Source organism: Clostridium muellerianum (assembly GCF_012926525.1).
GTDB classification, from domain to species: Bacteria; Bacillota; Clostridia; order Clostridiales; family Clostridiaceae; genus Clostridium_AM; species Clostridium_AM muellerianum.
Genome location: NZ_JABBNI010000014.1, coordinates 370,285 through 389,214, shown reverse-complemented (window position 1 = coordinate 389,214; position 18,930 = coordinate 370,285). Strand labels below are relative to the sequence as shown.

At 28.3% G+C, this 18,930-nt stretch carries 14 protein-coding genes; 12 read left to right on the top strand and 2 right to left on the bottom strand.

Going from position 1 to position 18,930, the window contains the following annotated elements:
- Positions 1-182: 182 nt before the first annotated feature.
- Positions 183-1,262, bottom strand: a complete 1,080-nt coding sequence (locus HBE96_RS09075; RefSeq protein ID WP_169297440.1) for an XdhC family protein — start codon at positions 1,260-1,262, stop codon at positions 183-185.
- A 332-nt stretch (positions 1,263-1,594) separates the two neighbouring features.
- On the opposite strand from HBE96_RS09075, the gene HBE96_RS09070 reads away from it, so the two are divergent.
- From HBE96_RS09070 to HBE96_RS09035, 8 genes are all read left to right on the top strand, one after another.
- Positions 1,595-2,788: a metallophosphoesterase gene (locus HBE96_RS09070; RefSeq protein WP_169297439.1), complete on the top strand. Its 1,194-nt coding sequence runs from the start codon at positions 1,595-1,597 to the stop codon at positions 2,786-2,788.
- Between the two features lie 483 nt (positions 2,789-3,271).
- Positions 3,272-3,763, top strand: coding sequence for a GNAT family N-acetyltransferase (locus tag HBE96_RS09065; RefSeq protein ID WP_169297438.1), 492 nt, complete (start codon positions 3,272-3,274; stop codon positions 3,761-3,763).
- Positions 3,764-3,792: 29 nt separating this feature from the next.
- The gene (locus tag HBE96_RS09060; RefSeq protein WP_169297437.1) at positions 3,793-4,359 is read left to right on the top strand and encodes an HAD-IIIA family hydrolase; all 567 of its coding nucleotides are present in this window, start codon (positions 3,793-3,795) and stop codon (positions 4,357-4,359) included.
- Positions 4,360-4,561: 202 nt separating this feature from the next.
- A complete protein-coding gene (locus tag HBE96_RS09055; RefSeq protein ID WP_169297436.1) occupies positions 4,562-5,800 on the top strand; it encodes an MFS transporter in 1,239 nt (412 codons plus the stop codon).
- Positions 5,801-5,890: 90 nt separating this feature from the next.
- Positions 5,891-6,538, top strand: a complete 648-nt coding sequence (locus HBE96_RS09050; protein ID WP_169297435.1) for an HD domain-containing protein — start codon at positions 5,891-5,893, stop codon at positions 6,536-6,538.
- A gap of 40 nt (positions 6,539-6,578) precedes the next feature.
- The gene (locus HBE96_RS09045) at positions 6,579-6,974 is read left to right on the top strand and encodes a carboxymuconolactone decarboxylase family protein (protein ID WP_169297434.1); all 396 of its coding nucleotides are present in this window, start codon (positions 6,579-6,581) and stop codon (positions 6,972-6,974) included.
- Between the two features lie 216 nt (positions 6,975-7,190).
- Positions 7,191-7,958, top strand: coding sequence for a GGDEF domain-containing protein (locus HBE96_RS09040; RefSeq protein ID WP_243186873.1), 768 nt, complete (start codon positions 7,191-7,193; stop codon positions 7,956-7,958).
- A 286-nt stretch (positions 7,959-8,244) separates the two neighbouring features.
- On the top strand, positions 8,245-9,663 hold the full coding sequence (locus HBE96_RS09035; RefSeq protein WP_169297432.1) for a cell wall-binding repeat-containing protein: 1,419 nt from the start codon (positions 8,245-8,247) through the stop codon (positions 9,661-9,663).
- Positions 9,664-10,212: 549 nt separating this feature from the next.
- On the opposite strand, the gene HBE96_RS09030 is transcribed toward HBE96_RS09035, so the two are convergent.
- Positions 10,213-11,949, bottom strand: coding sequence for a DUF4153 domain-containing protein (locus HBE96_RS09030; RefSeq protein WP_169297431.1), 1,737 nt, complete (start codon positions 11,947-11,949; stop codon positions 10,213-10,215).
- A 294-nt stretch (positions 11,950-12,243) separates the two neighbouring features.
- Between HBE96_RS09030 and pepF the strand changes: the two genes are divergently transcribed.
- The 4 genes from pepF (at position 12,244) to HBE96_RS09010 (ending at position 18,692) form a co-directional block, all read left to right on the top strand.
- Positions 12,244-14,031 (top strand): oligoendopeptidase F, encoded by a 1,788-nt coding sequence (pepF, locus tag HBE96_RS09025; RefSeq protein ID WP_169297430.1) that lies wholly within the window; start codon positions 12,244-12,246, stop codon positions 14,029-14,031.
- A gap of 685 nt (positions 14,032-14,716) precedes the next feature.
- Positions 14,717-15,496: a serine hydrolase gene (locus tag HBE96_RS09020; RefSeq protein ID WP_169297429.1), complete on the top strand. Its 780-nt coding sequence runs from the start codon at positions 14,717-14,719 to the stop codon at positions 15,494-15,496.
- A gap of 20 nt (positions 15,497-15,516) precedes the next feature.
- Entirely contained in the window at positions 15,517-16,617 is a 1,101-nt protein-coding gene (locus HBE96_RS09015; protein WP_169297428.1) for a dipeptide epimerase, read from the top strand.
- Positions 16,618-16,670: 53 nt separating this feature from the next.
- Positions 16,671-18,692 carry a sigma-54 interaction domain-containing protein gene (locus tag HBE96_RS09010; RefSeq protein ID WP_169297427.1) on the top strand — a complete coding sequence of 674 codons (2,022 nt, stop codon included), beginning with the start codon at positions 16,671-16,673 and terminating at the stop codon, positions 18,690-18,692.
- Positions 18,693-18,930 lie beyond the last annotated feature (238 nt).

The window sequence follows — 18,930 nt, the reverse complement described above, 5'->3', positions numbered from 1 at the left end:
AGGAGGTAGGCATTTTTTAATATCTCAGGCATTAGAACTTCTTAAATGAAGCGAGTGTTCCTGCACAACATATATCAGACGTAATACAGCTTAACGTTTCTTCGGTTACTTACGTCGCAATATGCTTAAATTGTTGAAACAAGCTTATTTAACAGTAAATTTTTATATAGAACTATTTAATTTTAAAATAGTTCTATAAGTACATCCATTATTCCACCACATACCATACCTTCTTCTTCAGCAACATAACCTGTCATATCTATGGTTTGAATTTGATGACCACCATTTCTTAGTATGTAACGAGCACTATTGATTACTGAACCTTCACTACAGCCACCACCAATACTTCCTAAAATCTTACCATGTGGATAAACTAGCATTTTTGCTCCTTCTTTTCTTGGAACTGATCCTTTAGTAGAGATGATTGTAATAATAGCTTTAGGTTCTTTTTCTTCTTTACTTAGCGCAAGAAGTACATCACGATCAAATTCAGGCCAATTAGACTTTATAATTTTTTTTCTGCCATTTTTGGTATTAACAAGTCTTCTATAACTAACAACTTGAGATATAATGGAAACAGCTATTTCTTCAGGGGTAACTGCACCTATATCAAGACCTATAGGGGAATTAACTTTGTCGAGTTTTTCTTTAGAATAGCCTTCTTTAACTAATTGATCCATAACACCTCTAACTCTTCGTTTAGAGCCAATCATTCCAGTATATGCTGTATTATGCTTTAATACTTGCTTTAAACAATCCATATCATGTCTATGACCTCTAGTGACAATTACTACAAAAGTGGATGGATTTAAGTTAATTAAATCAAAACATTTATCGAAGCTTTCACAAATTACATTTTTAGCATCTGGAAATCTTTTACTGTTAGCGAATGATGGTCTATCATCAACTACAGTAACTGAAAATCCTAACTTTGATCCAAATTCAACTAAAGGTTTGGCGATGTGACCACCACCTAAAACTATTAGTTTTGGTTCAGGAAAGTAAGGTTCTATTAAATATATTTCTTTTTCAGAGGATCCAAACTGAAGCATGCCGGATTCTAAAGCATACTGAACTTTTTCATAAAATGCATCGGGAAAATTATAGTCATTATTATCAGTTAGTAAACCTTCTTCAGTAAAAAGAAATTTTCTAGGGAAATTTGAGTTTTCACTATTTTCATTATTAATTATTGTAACAATAGCGGCCTTTTTACCTTCATTTAGTTGGTTTAATAAGGATTCATAACTACTTGAATTCATGATAACATACCTCCTGTAAAGTTAATTTTAGTAAAGTGAAATTTACATATTATTTCTGTAAACAATATTATTATTAATTAATATTTAAAATAGTATGGATTAAATATCTTTTTTATGATTTTAACACAAAGTGCCAACAAGGTACACTAGTATTACTGAATATTGCAAAAAATATGAAACTTCGACTAAAAGTTTTTAATATGTTGCAGTATAAACTTTATTATTGACTATACTACAGTTTCAGTGTACTATGTAGATGCAACAGCAAAATGTATCCATATAGCTAGTGTTATTAGATAAAATAGCACAAATTAAAGACGGAGGACTATTAAATGCGTATATTAATATTTATTGGAACAATTCTTTTGCTTTTGTTTTTTTTGTTTTTATATATAATGTCGTGTTACTACATTGGAATAAAAGGTAAAGGTGTACTTTCATATAAGAATAAAAAGATAAGAAGTAAATTGTACTGGTTTATATTTTGGACTTTAGCACTTTCATATATTATAAGTGTTTTACTTAGAAGTTTTTTATCTGTAAATAATTTATTTACTTCAATATTTACAGCTGTTGGAGTAATTTGTCTTGCGATTACATTTTACCTTATTATAGTATTTCCTATAGTAGATATTATGAAATTTATATTAAGGAAAATAGGATATAAGGGAAAGGTTAGGAACTATTTAAGTAGGTTATATGGCAACGGATTATCAGTTTTTTTAGTAGTGTTTATTATAATAGGTTTTGGATTATGGAATGCCAATCATGTTATGATAACAAACTATGACCTGACTATTAATAAAAAGGCTGGAAAAGTTACATCACTTAATGTTGTAATGATTGCAGATGTACATATGGGAATTGGTATTAAAGAAAAAGGCATTGATAAAATGGTAAATTCAATAAATGCATTAAATCCTGATATAGTTTTCTTTTGCGGAGATATAATGGATGAAAGCAGTACTACAAAATTAAAAAGTTATGCATCAAATGCTTTTAAAAACATAAAATCCAAGTATGGAGTGTATGGTGTTACAGGAAATCATGAATATATAGAAAAGAATTTACCAGAAACTCTTTATTATTTGAAGAATGGCAATGTTAAGATGCTTCAAGATACTGCAGTAAAAATTGATAACAGCTTTTATGTGGTTGGAAGAAATGACCCGGCAGGAATTGATAGAGAAAAAGAAGGGATTAAACCACTTAGTAAAATATTAAAAGATTCTAATAGGGAGCTCCCAATTATAGTGCTTAATCATAGACCAACTAATTTGGAGGAAGATGAAAAAGAAAAGGTGGATATTCAGCTTTCTGGACATACTCACAAAGGACAATTTTTTCCAAATAACTTTATTACAAAAATGGTGTATGAAGATGATTATGGATACCTTAAAAGAAATAACTTTAATTTAATAGTTACTTCTGGCTATGGAACATGGGGACCTCCGATAAGGATAGGAACAAAAGCTGAAATAGTTAATGTTAAAATTAAATTTAGGCATCTGAAAGAAAATAATTAGTCCTATATGTGACGGATGTTTTTGTAAGACAAGAAGATTGGTACCGCAGAAGCTTAAGCTATATAAGAGTTCTGTGGACACAGTATTACAAAAAATAGACTAACATTTGGAATTGTTATTTTTTTGAAGATACCTTAAGGCACATTCAATAAAATAACTAGTCAGTATGTTAGCCTATTTTGCATCATACTGCGTCAGCAGAACCCTTTGATAGAACAACTATCCGCGGAACCTGCTTCCTTGTCTGATACAAAATAGACTAACATCTTTGACTAGTTATTTTATTAAATGTGCCTAAGTAAGATCTGAAAAATTTCTATCCTAGTTGATAGAAATTTTATTTTTTATACAATAATTATGGTAAAATAAACTAGTGATTCATTTAATTGAGATTATTATAAAAACATACCATAGATAAAAAGGTAACCTAAATAGCATGTAAAATGCTTTAGCAAACTTCGTATGAGGAAAGGAAAATATAAAATGATAAACATAAGTGAAGCGGATGTTTCAGAAACAAAAGAAATTAAACAATTGTTAAATTATGTGTGGAGTACTGCACATGGGTCAATTTTTTCTAAAGAAACTATTAAGTATATTACAGAAAAAGGACAAACTTATGAAAATTTAAAAAAAGAAATTGAGGATACTAATATATTATTTATTGTTGCAAAAAATGACTTGAAAAAGATAATTGGGTTAGCTACAGTAAAGAATAAAGATAAAGATAAAGATGTATTTATACAAAGGCTATATATTCATCCAAGTTATCAAAGCCAGGGAATAGGAAAAAACATACTAATAAATATTGTTAATAGATTTAAGAATATGAAAAGTATTCATTTGGAGGTTGAAGAAAATAATGATAAAGCATTAAAGTTCTATAAAAAATGCGGTTTCAATATAGTAAAAAGAAATGAATATGAACTTAAAGGTGATGAGTTTAAAACTTTTTTGATGGAAAAGTTGTTTTAGTTTAGTAAGTTAAATGAAAGGAATTTTATATGAATATAAAAGATTATAATTCTAAAATATCTAACAAGAAACTAGAAGCTATTTTTATAGATAGGGATGGAACTATAGGAGGTACTGATGAAGTAGTTTATCCAGGAGAATTTCAATTGTTTTCATTTGTGGTAGAAGCAATTAAAATATTAAAGGCAAAGGGGATAAAAATAATTTCATTTACTAATCAACCAGGAATTTCAAAAGGAAAAGCGACAAAAGAAGATTTTATTAAAGAACTTACTGGTTTTGGTTTTGATGATTGTTGTATATGTCCACATGATGAAAGTGAAGGATGTATTTGTAGAAAACCCAAAACTGCTATGTTAGAAAAAGCAGCTGTAAAACATAACTTGAATTTAAAAAAATGTTTAGTTATTGGGGATAGATGGAGCGATATGTTGGCAGCTTCAAAGGTAGATTCTATTAAAATTTTAGTACTAACTGGGGCAGGAAAAGATGCACTAGAAAAATATAGACATAAATGGAATAATTGTAATGCAGAATTTATAGCAACAAATATTTTAGAGGCAGTTAGATGGTTAGAAAATGAAAAATATATATAGTGTTAATAAAAATCTTGCCACTTCCAAAACTTTTAAACACATATGGTTGATGCTATAATAATTAATATATAAGCTAAAAATTGTAATAATAGGAAGGGAAGTGAGATCCTGATGACATTAGGCAAATAAGAAGGCAATATTAAAGTTTTGATATTAATATATTACTATTTGCTATAATTTGAAAATCAGGTGATAAATAATAATGAAACGTTGGAAAATAAATCTTTATACTGTTTGGTTTTCACAAATTTTATCTATAATGAGCTTCAATTTTGGAATGCCATTTCTACCATTTTATATACAACAGCTAGGAATTACGTCGCCAAATGATGTTAAATTGTATTCAGGGATTTTAAATGCAGCACCAGCAGTAACTATGGCCGTTATGTCACCAATTTGGGGAATTATCTCGGACAAATACGGTAGAAAACTTATGCTTATAAGAGCTATGTTGTTTGCTTCATTTATAATTGCAGGTACAGGAATGGTTGTTAATGTAAATCAACTAATAATTTTAAGGCTTTTACAGGGGATATTTACTGGAACGGTTACTGCGGCTATAGTTTTAGTTGCAGCTAATACACCCAAAAGTAGACTTTCTTTTGCACTTGGTTTTTTGTCTTCTTCAACATTTATTGGACAATCTGTTGGACCTGTAATAGGAGGTTTTGTAGCAGAATGTGTTGGATATCGTGTAAGTTTTATAGTTGGTGGGATTCTTATGTTTTTAGACTTTTTACTGGTTCTGTTTCTTGTAAAAGAAGATAAGAAATCTACTATTGAAGTTGAAGAAAATAAGGAAAAAGAAAAAGTACCGTTGCTTTCAATTTTTACAGCTACAGCTATTTCAATGTTAGTAGTGCTTCTTTTTATAAGAATAGGACGTACTATATTTAATCCGTATATTCCAATATATGTACAAGAAATTAAAAATACTACCAAGGGTATAGCAGGAATTACAGGATTGATAAATGGTTTTTTAGCTTTAACAACAGCTTTGGCTGGACTAACCTTAAGCAGGTTAGGGGATAAATATGATAAAATGAAATTATTAGTGATATATTTAATGCTGGGCGCCATATTTGCACTACCTCTTGCATATACAAATAAACTATGGTTATTTACAGGTATTTTTGGTATTGTATTTTTTATTACAGGAGGGGTTGAGCCTGTAATAATGTCAATTACAACAGAAGATACTCCTGTTAATAGGAGAGGATTACTATTTGGAGTTCAAGGGACTGTGGGAAGTATTGGTTTTGCTGTTGCACCTTTAATGGGAGGGCTAATTTCAATAAAGTATTCTACCAAAGCTGTATTGCTTTTTATACCTATATTTTTATTGTTTTCAGCCTTAGCGGTTTTAGCAATAATGTTTCATAATATAAAAAAGAATTCCCATTTAAACATAAATTTTAAAAGCACTCTTCAAAAAAAGTAATGAATTTGGTCTTGAAATTATATTATGTAAATATAACAAAATAGTTTTAACTTTAGGATAGCCTAATTTTAAATAAGCTTTGGAGGAAAAATGGATAAAGAAATAATTATAGATAAGACAAAAGAATATGTAAAAAACAAGTTAAAAAAAGAAGCTACAGGACATGATTGGTGGCATACACTTAGAGTTTACAGAACTGCTAAATATATAGGTGAAAAAGAAAATGCTGATTTATTTATAGTGGGATTAGCAGCATTACTGCATGATATTGCAGATTGGAAGTTTAATAAAGATAATGTTGACCTTGGAGCTGAGTTATCTGAACAATGGTTAAAAGATCTAAAAGTTCAAGAAGATGTTATTAATAAAGTTGCTAAAATAATAAGAACAATGTCTTTTAAAGGTGGAACAACTAATTCTAATCAAGAATCAATTGAAGGAAAGGTAGTACAGGATGCAGATAGGTTAGATGCTATAGGAGCAGTAGGAATTGCAAGAACATTTGCCTATGGTGGATTTAAAGGTAGAGAAATATATAATCCTGATATTAAACCTATGGTTTACGGCAGCTTTGAAGAATATAAAAATAGTGAGGATACTACTATTAATCATTTTTATGAAAAACTTTTATTATTAAAAGATTTAATGAATACTAAAACGGGAAAAAGTATTGCTGAAGAAAGACATAAATTTATGGAAAATTATTTAGAACAGTTTTTAAAAGAGTGGAATATGTAAAGAATAGATATAGGGTATATAAAATAGGGGAGTGAAAAGATTGAGTAAGACAGATGATTTGCTTAAATATTATAAAGAAGAGTTAAAATGGAATCCACCATTTGCAGAAATATTATCAAAGTATTCCAAGCAAGGACTGGAAGGATATTTGACAATGAGAGAATCAGTACAAAATGGTTACCTACCAAATAAAATTAAAGAGTTAATTTTTACAATATTAGATTCTTTAGATGATGAAGTAAGTGGTGCAAAAGCACATGCAGTAGCAGCAATAGATGCAGGACTTACTGTGGAAGAATTGGTAGAAGCATTTGTTATTGTAACAATAGTTAAAGGTATAAACGTTTTATGCAAAACGGGAGTGGAAGCCATAGAAGCTGCTGAAATTAGGTATAAAGAGATAAACAATAATCAAATTAAACTTGATTTGGATTAATATTTATATAAATTTAAATATTAGCTTATCTAGTGATGTAGATGTTTTTTACTTCGACTTTGAAGTTAATGGTAGTATTAGAGCAGGTATTCATGATATAATAGCATATTAAATTTTACTATAAAATTTAACATAATATAAAGGAGTATAATAAGAAATCATGAATATATATGAGTTAAATGGAAAACGAATGTAAAAAGTTGGAGGTCTTTTATGATGGAGCTTCAAAAAATTTTAGTTTATTTAGTTACCACAATACTTCTTTTTTATATGATAAGATTACTAATTTTTACAAAGAAAAGGTGGAAATTTAGAACATATACATTCATTATATTAATTGGTGGGTTAAGCTTAATTAATATTGCAACTTTTGTTGATATGATTAATAATTTTAGTAATTCTCATTTTGCATATATAATAATAAAAATAAGCTTTACTTTGGGCGCAATTATATATGTATTAGGTGTGATATTGTGGAGTGACTATACGAAGAAAACAATCGAAAAGTTTGAGGAAATCGCATTAACTGATCCTATGACAGGTACGCTTAACAGAAAGGGAATAGAAAATAGGTATAACATAGTTTCAAAATCAGATGATTATTTTTATGTTGTTCTTTGTGATCTTGATGGTACAAAAAGAGTTAATGATAATTTTGGTCATTTACAGGGAGATAAATATATTAATCATGCAACTAAAATTATAACAGATACAATAGGATTAAAAGGAAATGTTGCTAGAATTGGGGGAGATGAATTCATTATACTTTTAAGTTATGTAGATATTCAGGAATTACAACAAATTATTTCAAAAATAAAATGTTTAATTTCTAAACTAGTACCAGAGAAAAATACTGGAATAAGCTGTGGGTATTCATTATTTCCTGATGATGGAGTTACTTTAGAAGAATTAATAAAAGTTGCAGATGAAAAAATGTATGAAGATAAAAAGAGTTCAAAAAGACATAGAAATGATAAATTATAATAAGAGTTAAAGCACACAAAAATTTTTAATATAGGTGTATATTATCTGAAAGCAATAGTTACACATAACATTTTTGAAAACAAAGTCTTAGTTTTAGTTATGTTATGAAAAAGGAGTTTTCCAAAAGGCATACATATGCATTTTGGAAAACTCCTTTTTGTGTCTTAAAAATTACACTTATTTATAACAAAAATGTTTATCAAATTTGAATTTTGAACATATATTAAACATGGAGATAATTATTATATATTAGTGTTTATAACAAATTATAATAAGGGGGACAAATATGAGAAAAAGATTACTAATCATTGTTTCCGCGGCAGCTATATCCTGTGCAGTATTTTTTGCATCAAATGCTGTAGGAGCAGCTTCTCTGCAAAGCAGGATATGGGGAAATGATAGGTATGAAACTAATTTTAAAATTGTAGACTCAGGCTGGACATCATCTGAGTATGCGGTAATAGCAAGTGGGGAAGGTTTTGCAGATGTACTGTGTGCTGCTCCTTTAGCTAAGCAGTATAATGCGCCTATACTTTTAACTGAAAAATATAATTTAAGTTCGGGAGCCCAAAAACAATTATCAAATCTCAAAGTAAAAAACGTATTTATTATTGGTGGAACTGGAGTTGTATCTGATAATGTAAAATCCAAATTAGAAAATATGAATATTAAAACTACCAGAATATGTGGGAAAGATAGGTTTGAAACAGCTGTAAAAGTAGCTAAAAATTTAAAAAGTTCAACAGGTGTAGTAGTAACTAACGGCTATGGCTTTGCAGATGCATTATCTATAGCTCCAATTGCAGCGCAAAAAGGAATGGCAATACTACTAACAGATAAGGAGGATTTATCATTACCAGTTAAAAATTTTTTAGACAGTAAATCTTATACTGAGAGTTATGTAGTTGGTGGAACTGGTGTTGTAAATGATAAAATTGCTTCACAATTAAAGAATAATACAAGACTCGGAGGAAATAGTAGATATGCTACAAATTCAGCTATATTAAATCATTTCGCTGATAAATTTAATTATGATAAAGTTTATGTAGCATCTGGTGAGAACTATCCAGATGCACTATCTGGCAGTGTACTTGCAGCATCAAGTAACTCTCCATTAATTTTAGTAGGAACTTCCGTTGATTCTTCTGTAATGTCTTCAGTGAAAGATCAACATGACAAATATAAAAGTGTAATAGTTTTGGGGGGAAGTGGAGTAGTTTCAGAAGAATCAGCAAATAGTATTGTACAGGGCATTGAATATTTGAATGATAGCGAAGCAGTAACTCTCATAAATAATGCGGATAAGTTAGGTTATCCAGTAGTAGAAGCTAACCATATGCCTGTAATTCATACTAAGGACGGAAAATATTATCAAAGATTGGAAGATAAGTTTAATAGTAAAGAAAAGCTTTTTTCTTATTTAAATGAATATTATACTGAATTAGGTAGTAATAGAATTATGAACATGCTAGAATTAAGAGAAATAGATGGAGCATATTGTAAAAAGGTTGGACAGCTAGGGTGTTATCCTCCTGATATACTAAATGCTAAAGTTGTAAGCAAAACAAGTTCTAATAATAGAATGGAAGTAGTTATAGCAGCTAAAGATTTAAGTGATGGTAGTATAGACCAATATAAAGCAGTATTTATGTATGAAAGTGGAAAATGGCTTGTAAATTATTGGCAGGGGTTAATGGTAAAATAATATAATGTTAATTTAAGGTTTTCAAATATAAAAAGAGGTGTGGTATTGATAATTCAACTTTCACACACATAAAATTGTTACTTAAATTAAGCACATTGCGACACAAGTAACCGAAGAAATGTTAAGCTGTATTACGGCTGATATATGTTTATTCTGAAGGCTTTCGCCTAAATTTTTTAAGAGATAAATTATAAAATTATCAATATTAATGTGTACAACTGAAGTTACTAGTTTTGATTTTAACTTTTATGTAGGGATATAGAATAAGCGTTTGCTCACATTAGCTAAATTGTTTTCTTATTAGTCTTAGCGAAAAGTTCAGGAAAGCCTTAGAACTTTAGCCTTGCTTGAGGGAACCGAGTTTGGCAAAGTTCTTAGGTTTTCCTGAACTTTGAGCTTTAGACTAATTGAAAACATTTAGCAGTGAGTAAACGCTTATTCTATATCATGTAGTAAAAGTTAAAATCAAAACTTTCACTTCACTTTGCGTCGCATTATTTTTAAACTACAAAAGTTGAGTTAATAATAAACATTACAATATAGTAAATTTTATTTAATTTTAACAAGCATATAAAAGTTGATTTCTTTAGCATTAATGTTGTTATTTGGATCATTTCTATTACCAGATATATTTAAAAATATAAATTTAACTTTTATTTTTTCATTTTCTTCGGTTAGTGTCATTTCCTCGGGGGGTAATTCATTTTCCTTTGAAAGCATACCATATTTATCAATGAGATCTTTTGCAAAAGAACTTAAATTTTTAGAGTAAATTTGGTTACCTTTATAATTTAATTTTATAACAGAGGTTTCATAATTGTATGAAGCATTTATAGAAGAATTTGAAGTATTTGGTCCACCTTCTAAACTTCTCATATTAAAAAGGTAATCATATCCAGTTATATCAATGCATTTTTCTGATTGATTTCTTATAAAATTAAAGTAGCCCATGTATGAACCATAGCTTTGAGGTACGAAAGAAAAACCAAATACATTATTCATATCATCTAATTTAAAACCTTTAGGAATATATCTCACCTCTGCAAGATTATGATTTTTATTAAAATAATCAAGTACACTGCTAATTTCAGACTTATCTTCTTTAGAAATATTAGGAGAACTTTGTATTTTTCCGTTTTTGATCATATTATCTTTTAAAAGAATTTTTTCAAATCTATTATTTTGGCTCATTTTTGAAATAGAATAACTACTTAAAGGCCCAAATACTGAAATTAAAACAACTATGGACAGAGTAAAAGGAATTAATATGTTTCTAATTGTTTTACTAAATGCTAAATATATCATTATAAAGAACAACCATATGCCTAATATAAGTACAAAATATCTTTTTTCTGTCAATCCATAAGCATTTATACGTATACCTATGGAAATAAACATCATTATAATAAGAGGTATGATAATTTTGGGAAAAATCTTCAAAAAATTATTCTGCCATGGATTATGATTTTTTATAGGAGTAATAAAAAACAACACTATTGTAACAATAACTGAATACCATAAAACTAAGTGTGAAACTAAACCAATAGGCCAGTTAGCTGTAATTATTATTTTTACAAAATATATATATAATATTAGTGTATATGCACTTAAAAGTGGCATTACAATATATAAAAGGAGTATTCTTAAAAGATTTGGATAAGATTTTACGGATATTTCTTCATGTTTAATTGGTATTCCTGAAAGAAAGTATGATAAAGAAAATATGAAAACTACAAACAGCCATGTGTAATAATAAATTTTTCCTAAAATTCTTATTCCAAGTAATTTATCTATTGTAAATAAAATTGCGGAGAGTCCAGAGTATAGTACAATTGAGTAAATTACAGTAATAAAGAAACCTGTAAAAACAGTTATAACATACATTTCAAATTGGTCTTTTTTTAGAAAGTAAGGTAAGAATAAAAAAACTAAATATAGTGAAATACTTATAGCAGCGTATCTTGTAACAGAAACCATACCTAGGTCTCTTAAAAATAAAAAGTAATAAAGGGGTAAAAGTAAAATTCCACATAAATAAGCTGATGTGAGTTTATATATGTTTTTTTCTTTGAATTTCTCAAAGAATAACTTTATGCAAAGAGAGATGGGAATTTCTAGTGCAAGTACCATAGCTAATCTAGTTAAGGTATTTTCTTTAAAATTAGTTTCAGATATTAGTATAAGTGTTAAGAATACGGAAAATGAGAACATCATGGTTAAAGGAAATCTCTTAAGACTTAAATATAGACCAGCTAAAATGTTTTTAATATACTTTAAAGATTTCATAAAATCCTCCTGAATATTTTTATTTTTTTGAGTATCTAATTTGCTTCAAGTATTTATTAGTTTTATAGTAAGCTTTATAAATTTAAGTTAATATTAATTCTATAATAGAATTAATATTAATATAATTAGTATTCTAATATTAAATTAATATTTTATTCAATATTAAGAAAGTTATTTTGCGTACTCCTTTTGTAGAGTAAAAATGTTGTTAATGATATAATTAAAGTAAAATTTGGGAAAACTAATTATGAAATTTCCCAGATTAATAATTATAGAAAAGGAGTAAAATTTAATATGTCACAGATTAAAAAAAGAGATGAGATATTACAAGAAGATAAATGGAAAGTGGAGAAAATATATAAAGATATAGAAAGCTTTGAAGCGGATTTTAAAAAGTTAAAGGGCGTTGCACCAAAGTTATGTGAATATGCTGGTAAATTATCAGATGGGGAAAAGCTTTTAGAGTATTTCAAGTTAGATGAAGAAGTTTCAAGATTGGCAGGAAAACTAGCTATTTTTGCACATATGAAAAACGATGAAGATACTGCTAATCCTACTTTTCAAGTTTTAAAAGATAAAATATTTGAATATAATGCTGAAATACAAAGTATGCAAGCATTCTTCATTCCTGAAATATTAAGTTTAGAAGAAGGAACTATAGATAAATTCATAAAAAGTGTTCCAGAATTAAATATGTATAAGTTCTTATTAGAAAAAATCTTAAAAAAGAAGCCTCATACTTTAAGTGTGGAGCAAGAAAAACTTATAGCTTCAGTATCAGATTGCTTAAATGCTCCAGAAAAAGTTTATAGTATGTTATCCAATGCAGATATGACTTTTCCAAAAATAAAAGATGAAAAGGGAAAAAAGGTTGAACTTACAGATGTAAATTATTCGAGCTTTATACGATCTAAGAAGAGAACTGTTAGAAAGGAAGCATTTAAAGCTTTATTTGGCACTTATAAAAAATATGAAAATACCTTAGCAGCATCACTTACATCAAATATTAAGAACTTTATTTTTATATCAAAAACTAGAAAATATGAAAGTTCAATGGAATGCTCATTAAAGCCTAATGATATACCTTTAGATGTTTATAATAATACTGTCGATACTGTAAATAACAATTTAAAATCATTGCACAGGTATGTAAGTATTAAAAAGAAGCTTTTAAAACTTGATGATATGCATATGTATGATTTATATGTGCCTTTAATAGATACTGTGCAGGAACATATAGAATATAATGAAGCAGTAAAAATAGTAAAAGAAGGATTAAAACCTTTAGGAAAAGAATACTTAGATATATTTGATGAAGGAATAAATGATGGATGGGTAGATATATATCCAAACAAGGGTAAAAGAGGAGGAGCTTATTCTACAGGTGACTATGATACTATGCCCTATGTGCTTTTAAACTATGACTATAAGCTTAATGATGTTTCTACCTTAGCGCATGAAATGGGCCATTCTATACATTCTTATTATTCAAGAAAAAATCAACCTTATATATACTCAGATTATTCTCTTTTCTGTGCAGAAGTGGCTTCAACTACTAATGAAAGCTTATTAATACATCATTTAATTGAAAATGAAAAGGATGAAAAGAGAAAACTTTATCTTATAAATCAAGAATTGGAGCAAATTAGAACTACTGTATTCAGGCAGGTTATGTTTGCTGAGTTTGAAAAAATAACCCATGAAAAAATAGAAAATGGCACACCACTTACTGCAAAAGATCTATGTAAAATTTGGAGAGAATTAAATGTAAAATATTTTGGACCAGATATGATTGTAGATGAAGAAATAGATATGGAGTGGTCAAGAATTCCTCATTTCTACTGGGACTTTTATGTATATCAGTATGCTACAGGTTATGCAGCAGCGCATTCTTTTGCTAATTCAATATTGAAAAATGGAGAAAAAGCAGTAGAGGCTTATAAAGGATTCTTGAAGAGTGGGTCCAGTGATTATCCAATAAATGTATTGAAAAGAGCAGGAGTGGATATGACTACACCTAAGCCTTTGGAGGATACTATAAAGAGATTTGATGAGTTACTTGATATGCTGGAAACTGTGTAATAAATAGCATATTCGACTTTCACAGTTTAAAAATAATGTGACACAAAGGTGCAGTAGCAGTTTGGATTTTAACTTTTACTCCATGATATATGGTAAGTGTTTCATCACTGCTAAATGTTTTAAATATTCTAAAGCTCGAAATTTTTGAAAGCCTAAGAACTTTGTCAAACTCGGTTCCCTCAAACAAGACTAAAGTTCTAAGGCTTTCAAAAATTTTGAGCTAAGAATAATACTAAAACAATTTAGCTAATGTGATGAAACACTTACCATATATCACTACATAAAAGTTAAAATCCAAACTAGTAACTTCAGTTGTACACATTGATATTGATAATTTTATAATTTAGATCTTAAAAATTAGGACGAAACCTGATGGTTCAATATAATAAATTTAATTTTAATTCAACAGTATTAAACTGCAATTTCAAAATGCATAAATCTTTAATTCTAGAAGATCTGATAAAAATATCTTGAAAATAATTTGTATTTTTATGTAGTATACAATTAGTGAAATCACTACTATTTGCAAGCTACGCTTTTAAGATAATAGGGATAATAGTATATATCAGCCGGAATACAGCTTAACGTTTCTTCGGTTATTTGCGTTGCATTATGCTTATATTAAGTCCAAATTACATGTGCGAAATATATTTTTCAGGCGGTTCATTTTGTAAAGGGGGATTTTATGTTAGGGGACTTATTGAAAAGTAATTTAAAAAATTCAGAAGCTAAATATAGTTTGGCAGTAAAAAATTTAAGAAGTAAGGAAACTTGTTATATAAACATTCATGAAGTAGTACCTTCTGCGTCTATTATAAAGCTTTTTATAATGGCAGAAGCTTTTAATAAATATAAGATGGGAAGATTAAATTTAAATGATAAAATAAAGATAAACAATACTGAAAAAGTACCATTTAGTATAGTATCTCTTTTAAATTCTGTGAAAGAATACAGTATTAAAGATTTAGTTACCCTCATGATGATTCAAAGTGATAATACTGCCACTAATGTACTTATAGATTTTTTAGGTATAAATAATATAAACAATTTTATAAACGAAAAAGGATTTAAAAATACCACATTAGATAGAAAAATGATGGACTTTGAAGGTGCTACATGTGGAAGAGATAATTACACTTCTGTTTATGATGTATTCTCATTATTGGAAAGACTATATAATTACAATTTAGTAGGAGAAGAAGAGGATAAGCTTATGATAGATATGTTGAGTTATCAGCTTGATTTTTCCATGATGAGAATGGATATGTTAGATGATTTAAAAATTGCTCATAAAACTGGAGATTTAAATTGTTTAAAGCATGATGCGGGTATAGTCTACAGTGAGAAAGTAGGAGATTATATTTTTGTAATGTTTACTTATGAAGCAAAAAGTGATGGATATGCTAGAAAATTAATATGTAGAACTTCAAAGCAAGTATATGATTATTTTGAAAATGACAATTAAGAAAGTGAGGGGAGTTCACTATGGAAATAAAGGATATACAAATAGGAAGAATATCTGTTCCGTTAAAAACATCTTTTAAAACGGCACTTAGAACTGTAAATAGTGTAGAAGATATAATAGTAAAAATAATAACTGATACTGGTAGGGTAGGCTATGGAGAAGCACCACCTACAGGAGTGATAACAGGGGATACTACAGGAGCTATAATAGGAGCTATAGAAGATAATATAAAGAAATCTCTTGTAGGTAAGGATATAGAAAATTTTGAAGATATTATGATGACTTTAAACAATTGTGTGATAAAAAATACCAGTGCAAAAGCAGCAGTGGATATAGCACTATATGATTTATATGGTCAAAAATATAATGCACCTTTATACAAGCTTCTTGGAGGATACAGAAAAGAAATAGAAACAGATATAACTATAAGTGTAAATAGTCCTGAAGAAATGGCCAGTGACAGTTTAAAAGCAGTAAAAAGAGGATATGATACTTTAAAAATAAAAGTTGGAGTAGATTCTTCAATAGATATAAAAAGAATGAAGACTATAAGAGAAGCAGTAGGATATGATGTTAGAATAAGAATAGATGCCAATCAAGGATGGAAGCCTAAAGAAGCTGTTTACACTTTGAGAAAAATGGAGGATGCAGGCCTCCAAATAGAATTTGTGGAGCAGCCTGTAAAAGCTCATGATATTGAAGGGTTAAAATTTGTTACAGATAATGTGCCCATACCTGTAATGGCAGATGAAAGCGTATTTTCTCCAGAGGATGCTTTAAAGATAATGCAGATGAGAGCAGCAGACTTAGTGAACATAAAGCTTATGAAAACAGGAGGAATATATAATGCTTTAAAAATTTGTTCAATGGCAGAAATCTATGGAGTACAATGCATGATAGGGTGTATGTTGGAAGCTAAAGTAAGTGTCACTGCAGCAGTTCACTTGGCAGCAGCTAAAAGTATTATAACAAAAATAGATTTAGATGGACCGGTACTTTGTAGTGAAGATCCGGTAGAAGGTGGAGCTATATTTGATGAAAGAAAAATTACATTGGGTGATGAATATGGTCTTGGAATAAAGAATGTCAATGGAATCAAGTGGATAACCAATTATATTTAAAATTATAAGGAAAAGTTTAATTTATGAATACTTAGGATATAAGGAGAAATTTCATGAAAACTATTGGTATTGTAACAAATAGTAAATCATCTGTAGCAAGTTTTTTAAAGAAAAATTTAGAAGATATATTTAAAAATATTATAAAAATAAATAACTATTACATAAGTGATTTGAAAGATGACTATATTATAAAAGATGATATAGTTTTATTTATGGCAAAAGAAAAGAGTTTTCAATGTGAAAAAAATGTTTTAAATAAAGAAAACATAATAGTAATAGAAAGAACATTAAAAGGCAGTGAAATTTATAAGATATTTACCCTTCCAAAGGATACAAAAGTACTAGTGGTAAATGATAATAGGGAAACTACCATAGAAATGGCATATTCACTTCAGCATATAGGTGTAAATAATTTAGAACTTATTCCTTATGAAGAGGATAAACATTATGAAGATATAAAAATAGCTATAACTCCAGATGAAGAAAAATATGTGCCAGATTATATACAAACTATAATCAATGTAGGGAATAGACATATAGATATATCAACTTTCCTAAAAATAATGAATAAGCTTAATATAGAGGATAAAAATGTAAGCGAAAGACTTATAAAATATTCAGATAACTTAATAAATTTAAATGCAGGAATAAAGGAAAGCTACAAGGAGTTATTTGTAAAAAAAGAAGAGCTGGATATGGTGTTAAATATATCTAAAGAGGGAGTACTACTTATAAATAATGAGGAAACCATTATATTTTGCAATAATGCTTTTAAAAATATTTTTAATATATATGGAGATATAAAAGGTAAAAAATTAGCATCAGTTTTAGATATAAATCTTATGGAGGCATTTAGAGGTGAAATTTTAAGGGATGAGATTTTGGAATTTAGAGATAAAAAGATAAATGCTAATAAACAAGTAGTACAATCATTGTCAGAAAATATAGGATTTTGTTTTAATTTGCAGGAAGTTACATATATTAAACAGTTAGAGCAAAATTTAAGTAAAAAGCTTAGAAATAAAGGTTTAGTGGCTAAGTATAATTTTGATTATATAAAAACTTGCTCTACTAGTATGAAGGAATGTATTAATTTAGCTAGAAAAATTGCATCTTCAGACCTTACAGCATTAATTATTGGAGAAAGCGGTACAGGAAAAGAATTATTAGCTCAGTCAATACATAATGCATCACCTAGAGCTAAACAGCCTTTTGTAGCTATAAATTGTGCTGCACTTCCAGAAAATCTTTTGGAAAGTGAACTTTTTGGATATGAAGGAGGAGCTTTTACAGGGGCTTTAAAAGAAGGAAAGATAGGCTTATTTGAACAGGCTAATAATGGCACTATTTTTTTAGATGAAATAGGAGATATGCCTCTGTCGCTTCAAGCTAGAATACTTAGAGTTCTTCAAGAAAGACAGGTTATGAGGATAGGCTCTCAAAGTGTCATAGATATAAATGTTAGGGTAATATCTGCTACTAACAGAAAGCTTATGGAAATGGTGCAGCAGGGTAAGTTTAGAGAAGATTTGTTTTATAGGCTTAATGTACTTCCAATAAATATACCTCCACTTAGAGAAAGAAAAGATGATATTATAAGTATAATGGAAGGTTTTATAACAAAGAAAAAGTTAGAGATTTCTGATGAAGTAAAAAATGTTCTTCTAAACTATAGATGGCCTGGTAATGTTAGAGAACTTCAAAATGTATCTGCATATATAGAACTTATGAGTGATATAACAGTAAAATTAGAAAATTTACCTTTCTATATTTTAAATAGAAACATGGATTTTCAAAAGGAATTTGAAATGATAAAAAGTAAATGCAGCTTAACAAATTCCGTTCAAATTATGAGAATAATAGAAGAAAAAAATCTTTTAAATGAGGGAGTTGGGAGAAAAAACATTGAAACAATTTTGAAGGAAAGATATATATCAGTAACAGAAGCAGAAATAAGGAGAATATTAACCATATTAAATGGATTAAATTTAATCACTTCTAGTGTAGGAAGAAAAGGTAGTGAGATAACAGTAAAGGGGAAAAAATTTATTGAATGGGTTAAAAATAGGATATAATAATATCCTATTTAACCTAAAAAAGGAGGCGGAATTAAGTTTTGCTTCCTTTTTTATATAGAAAATATATTTAATCTTCCAAATAAAAAAGGTTTTAATATAAAAATACTGCAGGTTTTACTAATTGATAATTGAGAAAATTTAGTTTTGAACTAAAATTAAAACTAAATTAATCTTTGAATAAATAAAGCTTTTCTGTGCAATTCTCAGTTTAAAGTAACTTTTTATAGTTTTTCTT

Bases quoted from the DNA above. Each gene is read 5' to 3' on its own strand.
- HBE96_RS09060 (WP_169297437.1), top strand. From the start codon at position 3,793: ATGAATATAAAAGATTATAATTCTAAAATATCTAACAAGAAACTAGAA.
- HBE96_RS09015 (WP_169297428.1), top strand. From the start codon at position 15,517: ATGGAAATAAAGGATATACAAATAGGAAGAATATCTGTTCCGTTAAAA.
- HBE96_RS09065 (WP_169297438.1), top strand. From the start codon at position 3,272: ATGATAAACATAAGTGAAGCGGATGTTTCAGAAACAAAAGAAATTAAA.
- HBE96_RS09055 (WP_169297436.1), top strand. From the start codon at position 4,562: ATGAAACGTTGGAAAATAAATCTTTATACTGTTTGGTTTTCACAAATT.
- HBE96_RS09040 (WP_243186873.1), top strand. From the start codon at position 7,191: ATGGAGCTTCAAAAAATTTTAGTTTATTTAGTTACCACAATACTTCTT.
- pepF (WP_169297430.1), top strand. From the start codon at position 12,244: ATGTCACAGATTAAAAAAAGAGATGAGATATTACAAGAAGATAAATGG.
- HBE96_RS09035 (WP_169297432.1), top strand. From the start codon at position 8,245: ATGAGAAAAAGATTACTAATCATTGTTTCCGCGGCAGCTATATCCTGT.
- HBE96_RS09010 (WP_169297427.1), top strand. From the start codon at position 16,671: ATGAAAACTATTGGTATTGTAACAAATAGTAAATCATCTGTAGCAAGT.
- HBE96_RS09030 (WP_169297431.1), bottom strand. From the start codon at position 11,949: ATGAAATCTTTAAAGTATATTAAAAACATTTTAGCTGGTCTATATTTA.
- HBE96_RS09075 (WP_169297440.1), bottom strand. From the start codon at position 1,262: ATGAATTCAAGTAGTTATGAATCCTTATTAAACCAACTAAATGAAGGT.
- HBE96_RS09050 (WP_169297435.1), top strand. From the start codon at position 5,891: ATGGATAAAGAAATAATTATAGATAAGACAAAAGAATATGTAAAAAAC.
- HBE96_RS09020 (WP_169297429.1), top strand. From the start codon at position 14,717: ATGTTAGGGGACTTATTGAAAAGTAATTTAAAAAATTCAGAAGCTAAA.
- HBE96_RS09070 (WP_169297439.1), top strand. From the start codon at position 1,595: ATGCGTATATTAATATTTATTGGAACAATTCTTTTGCTTTTGTTTTTT.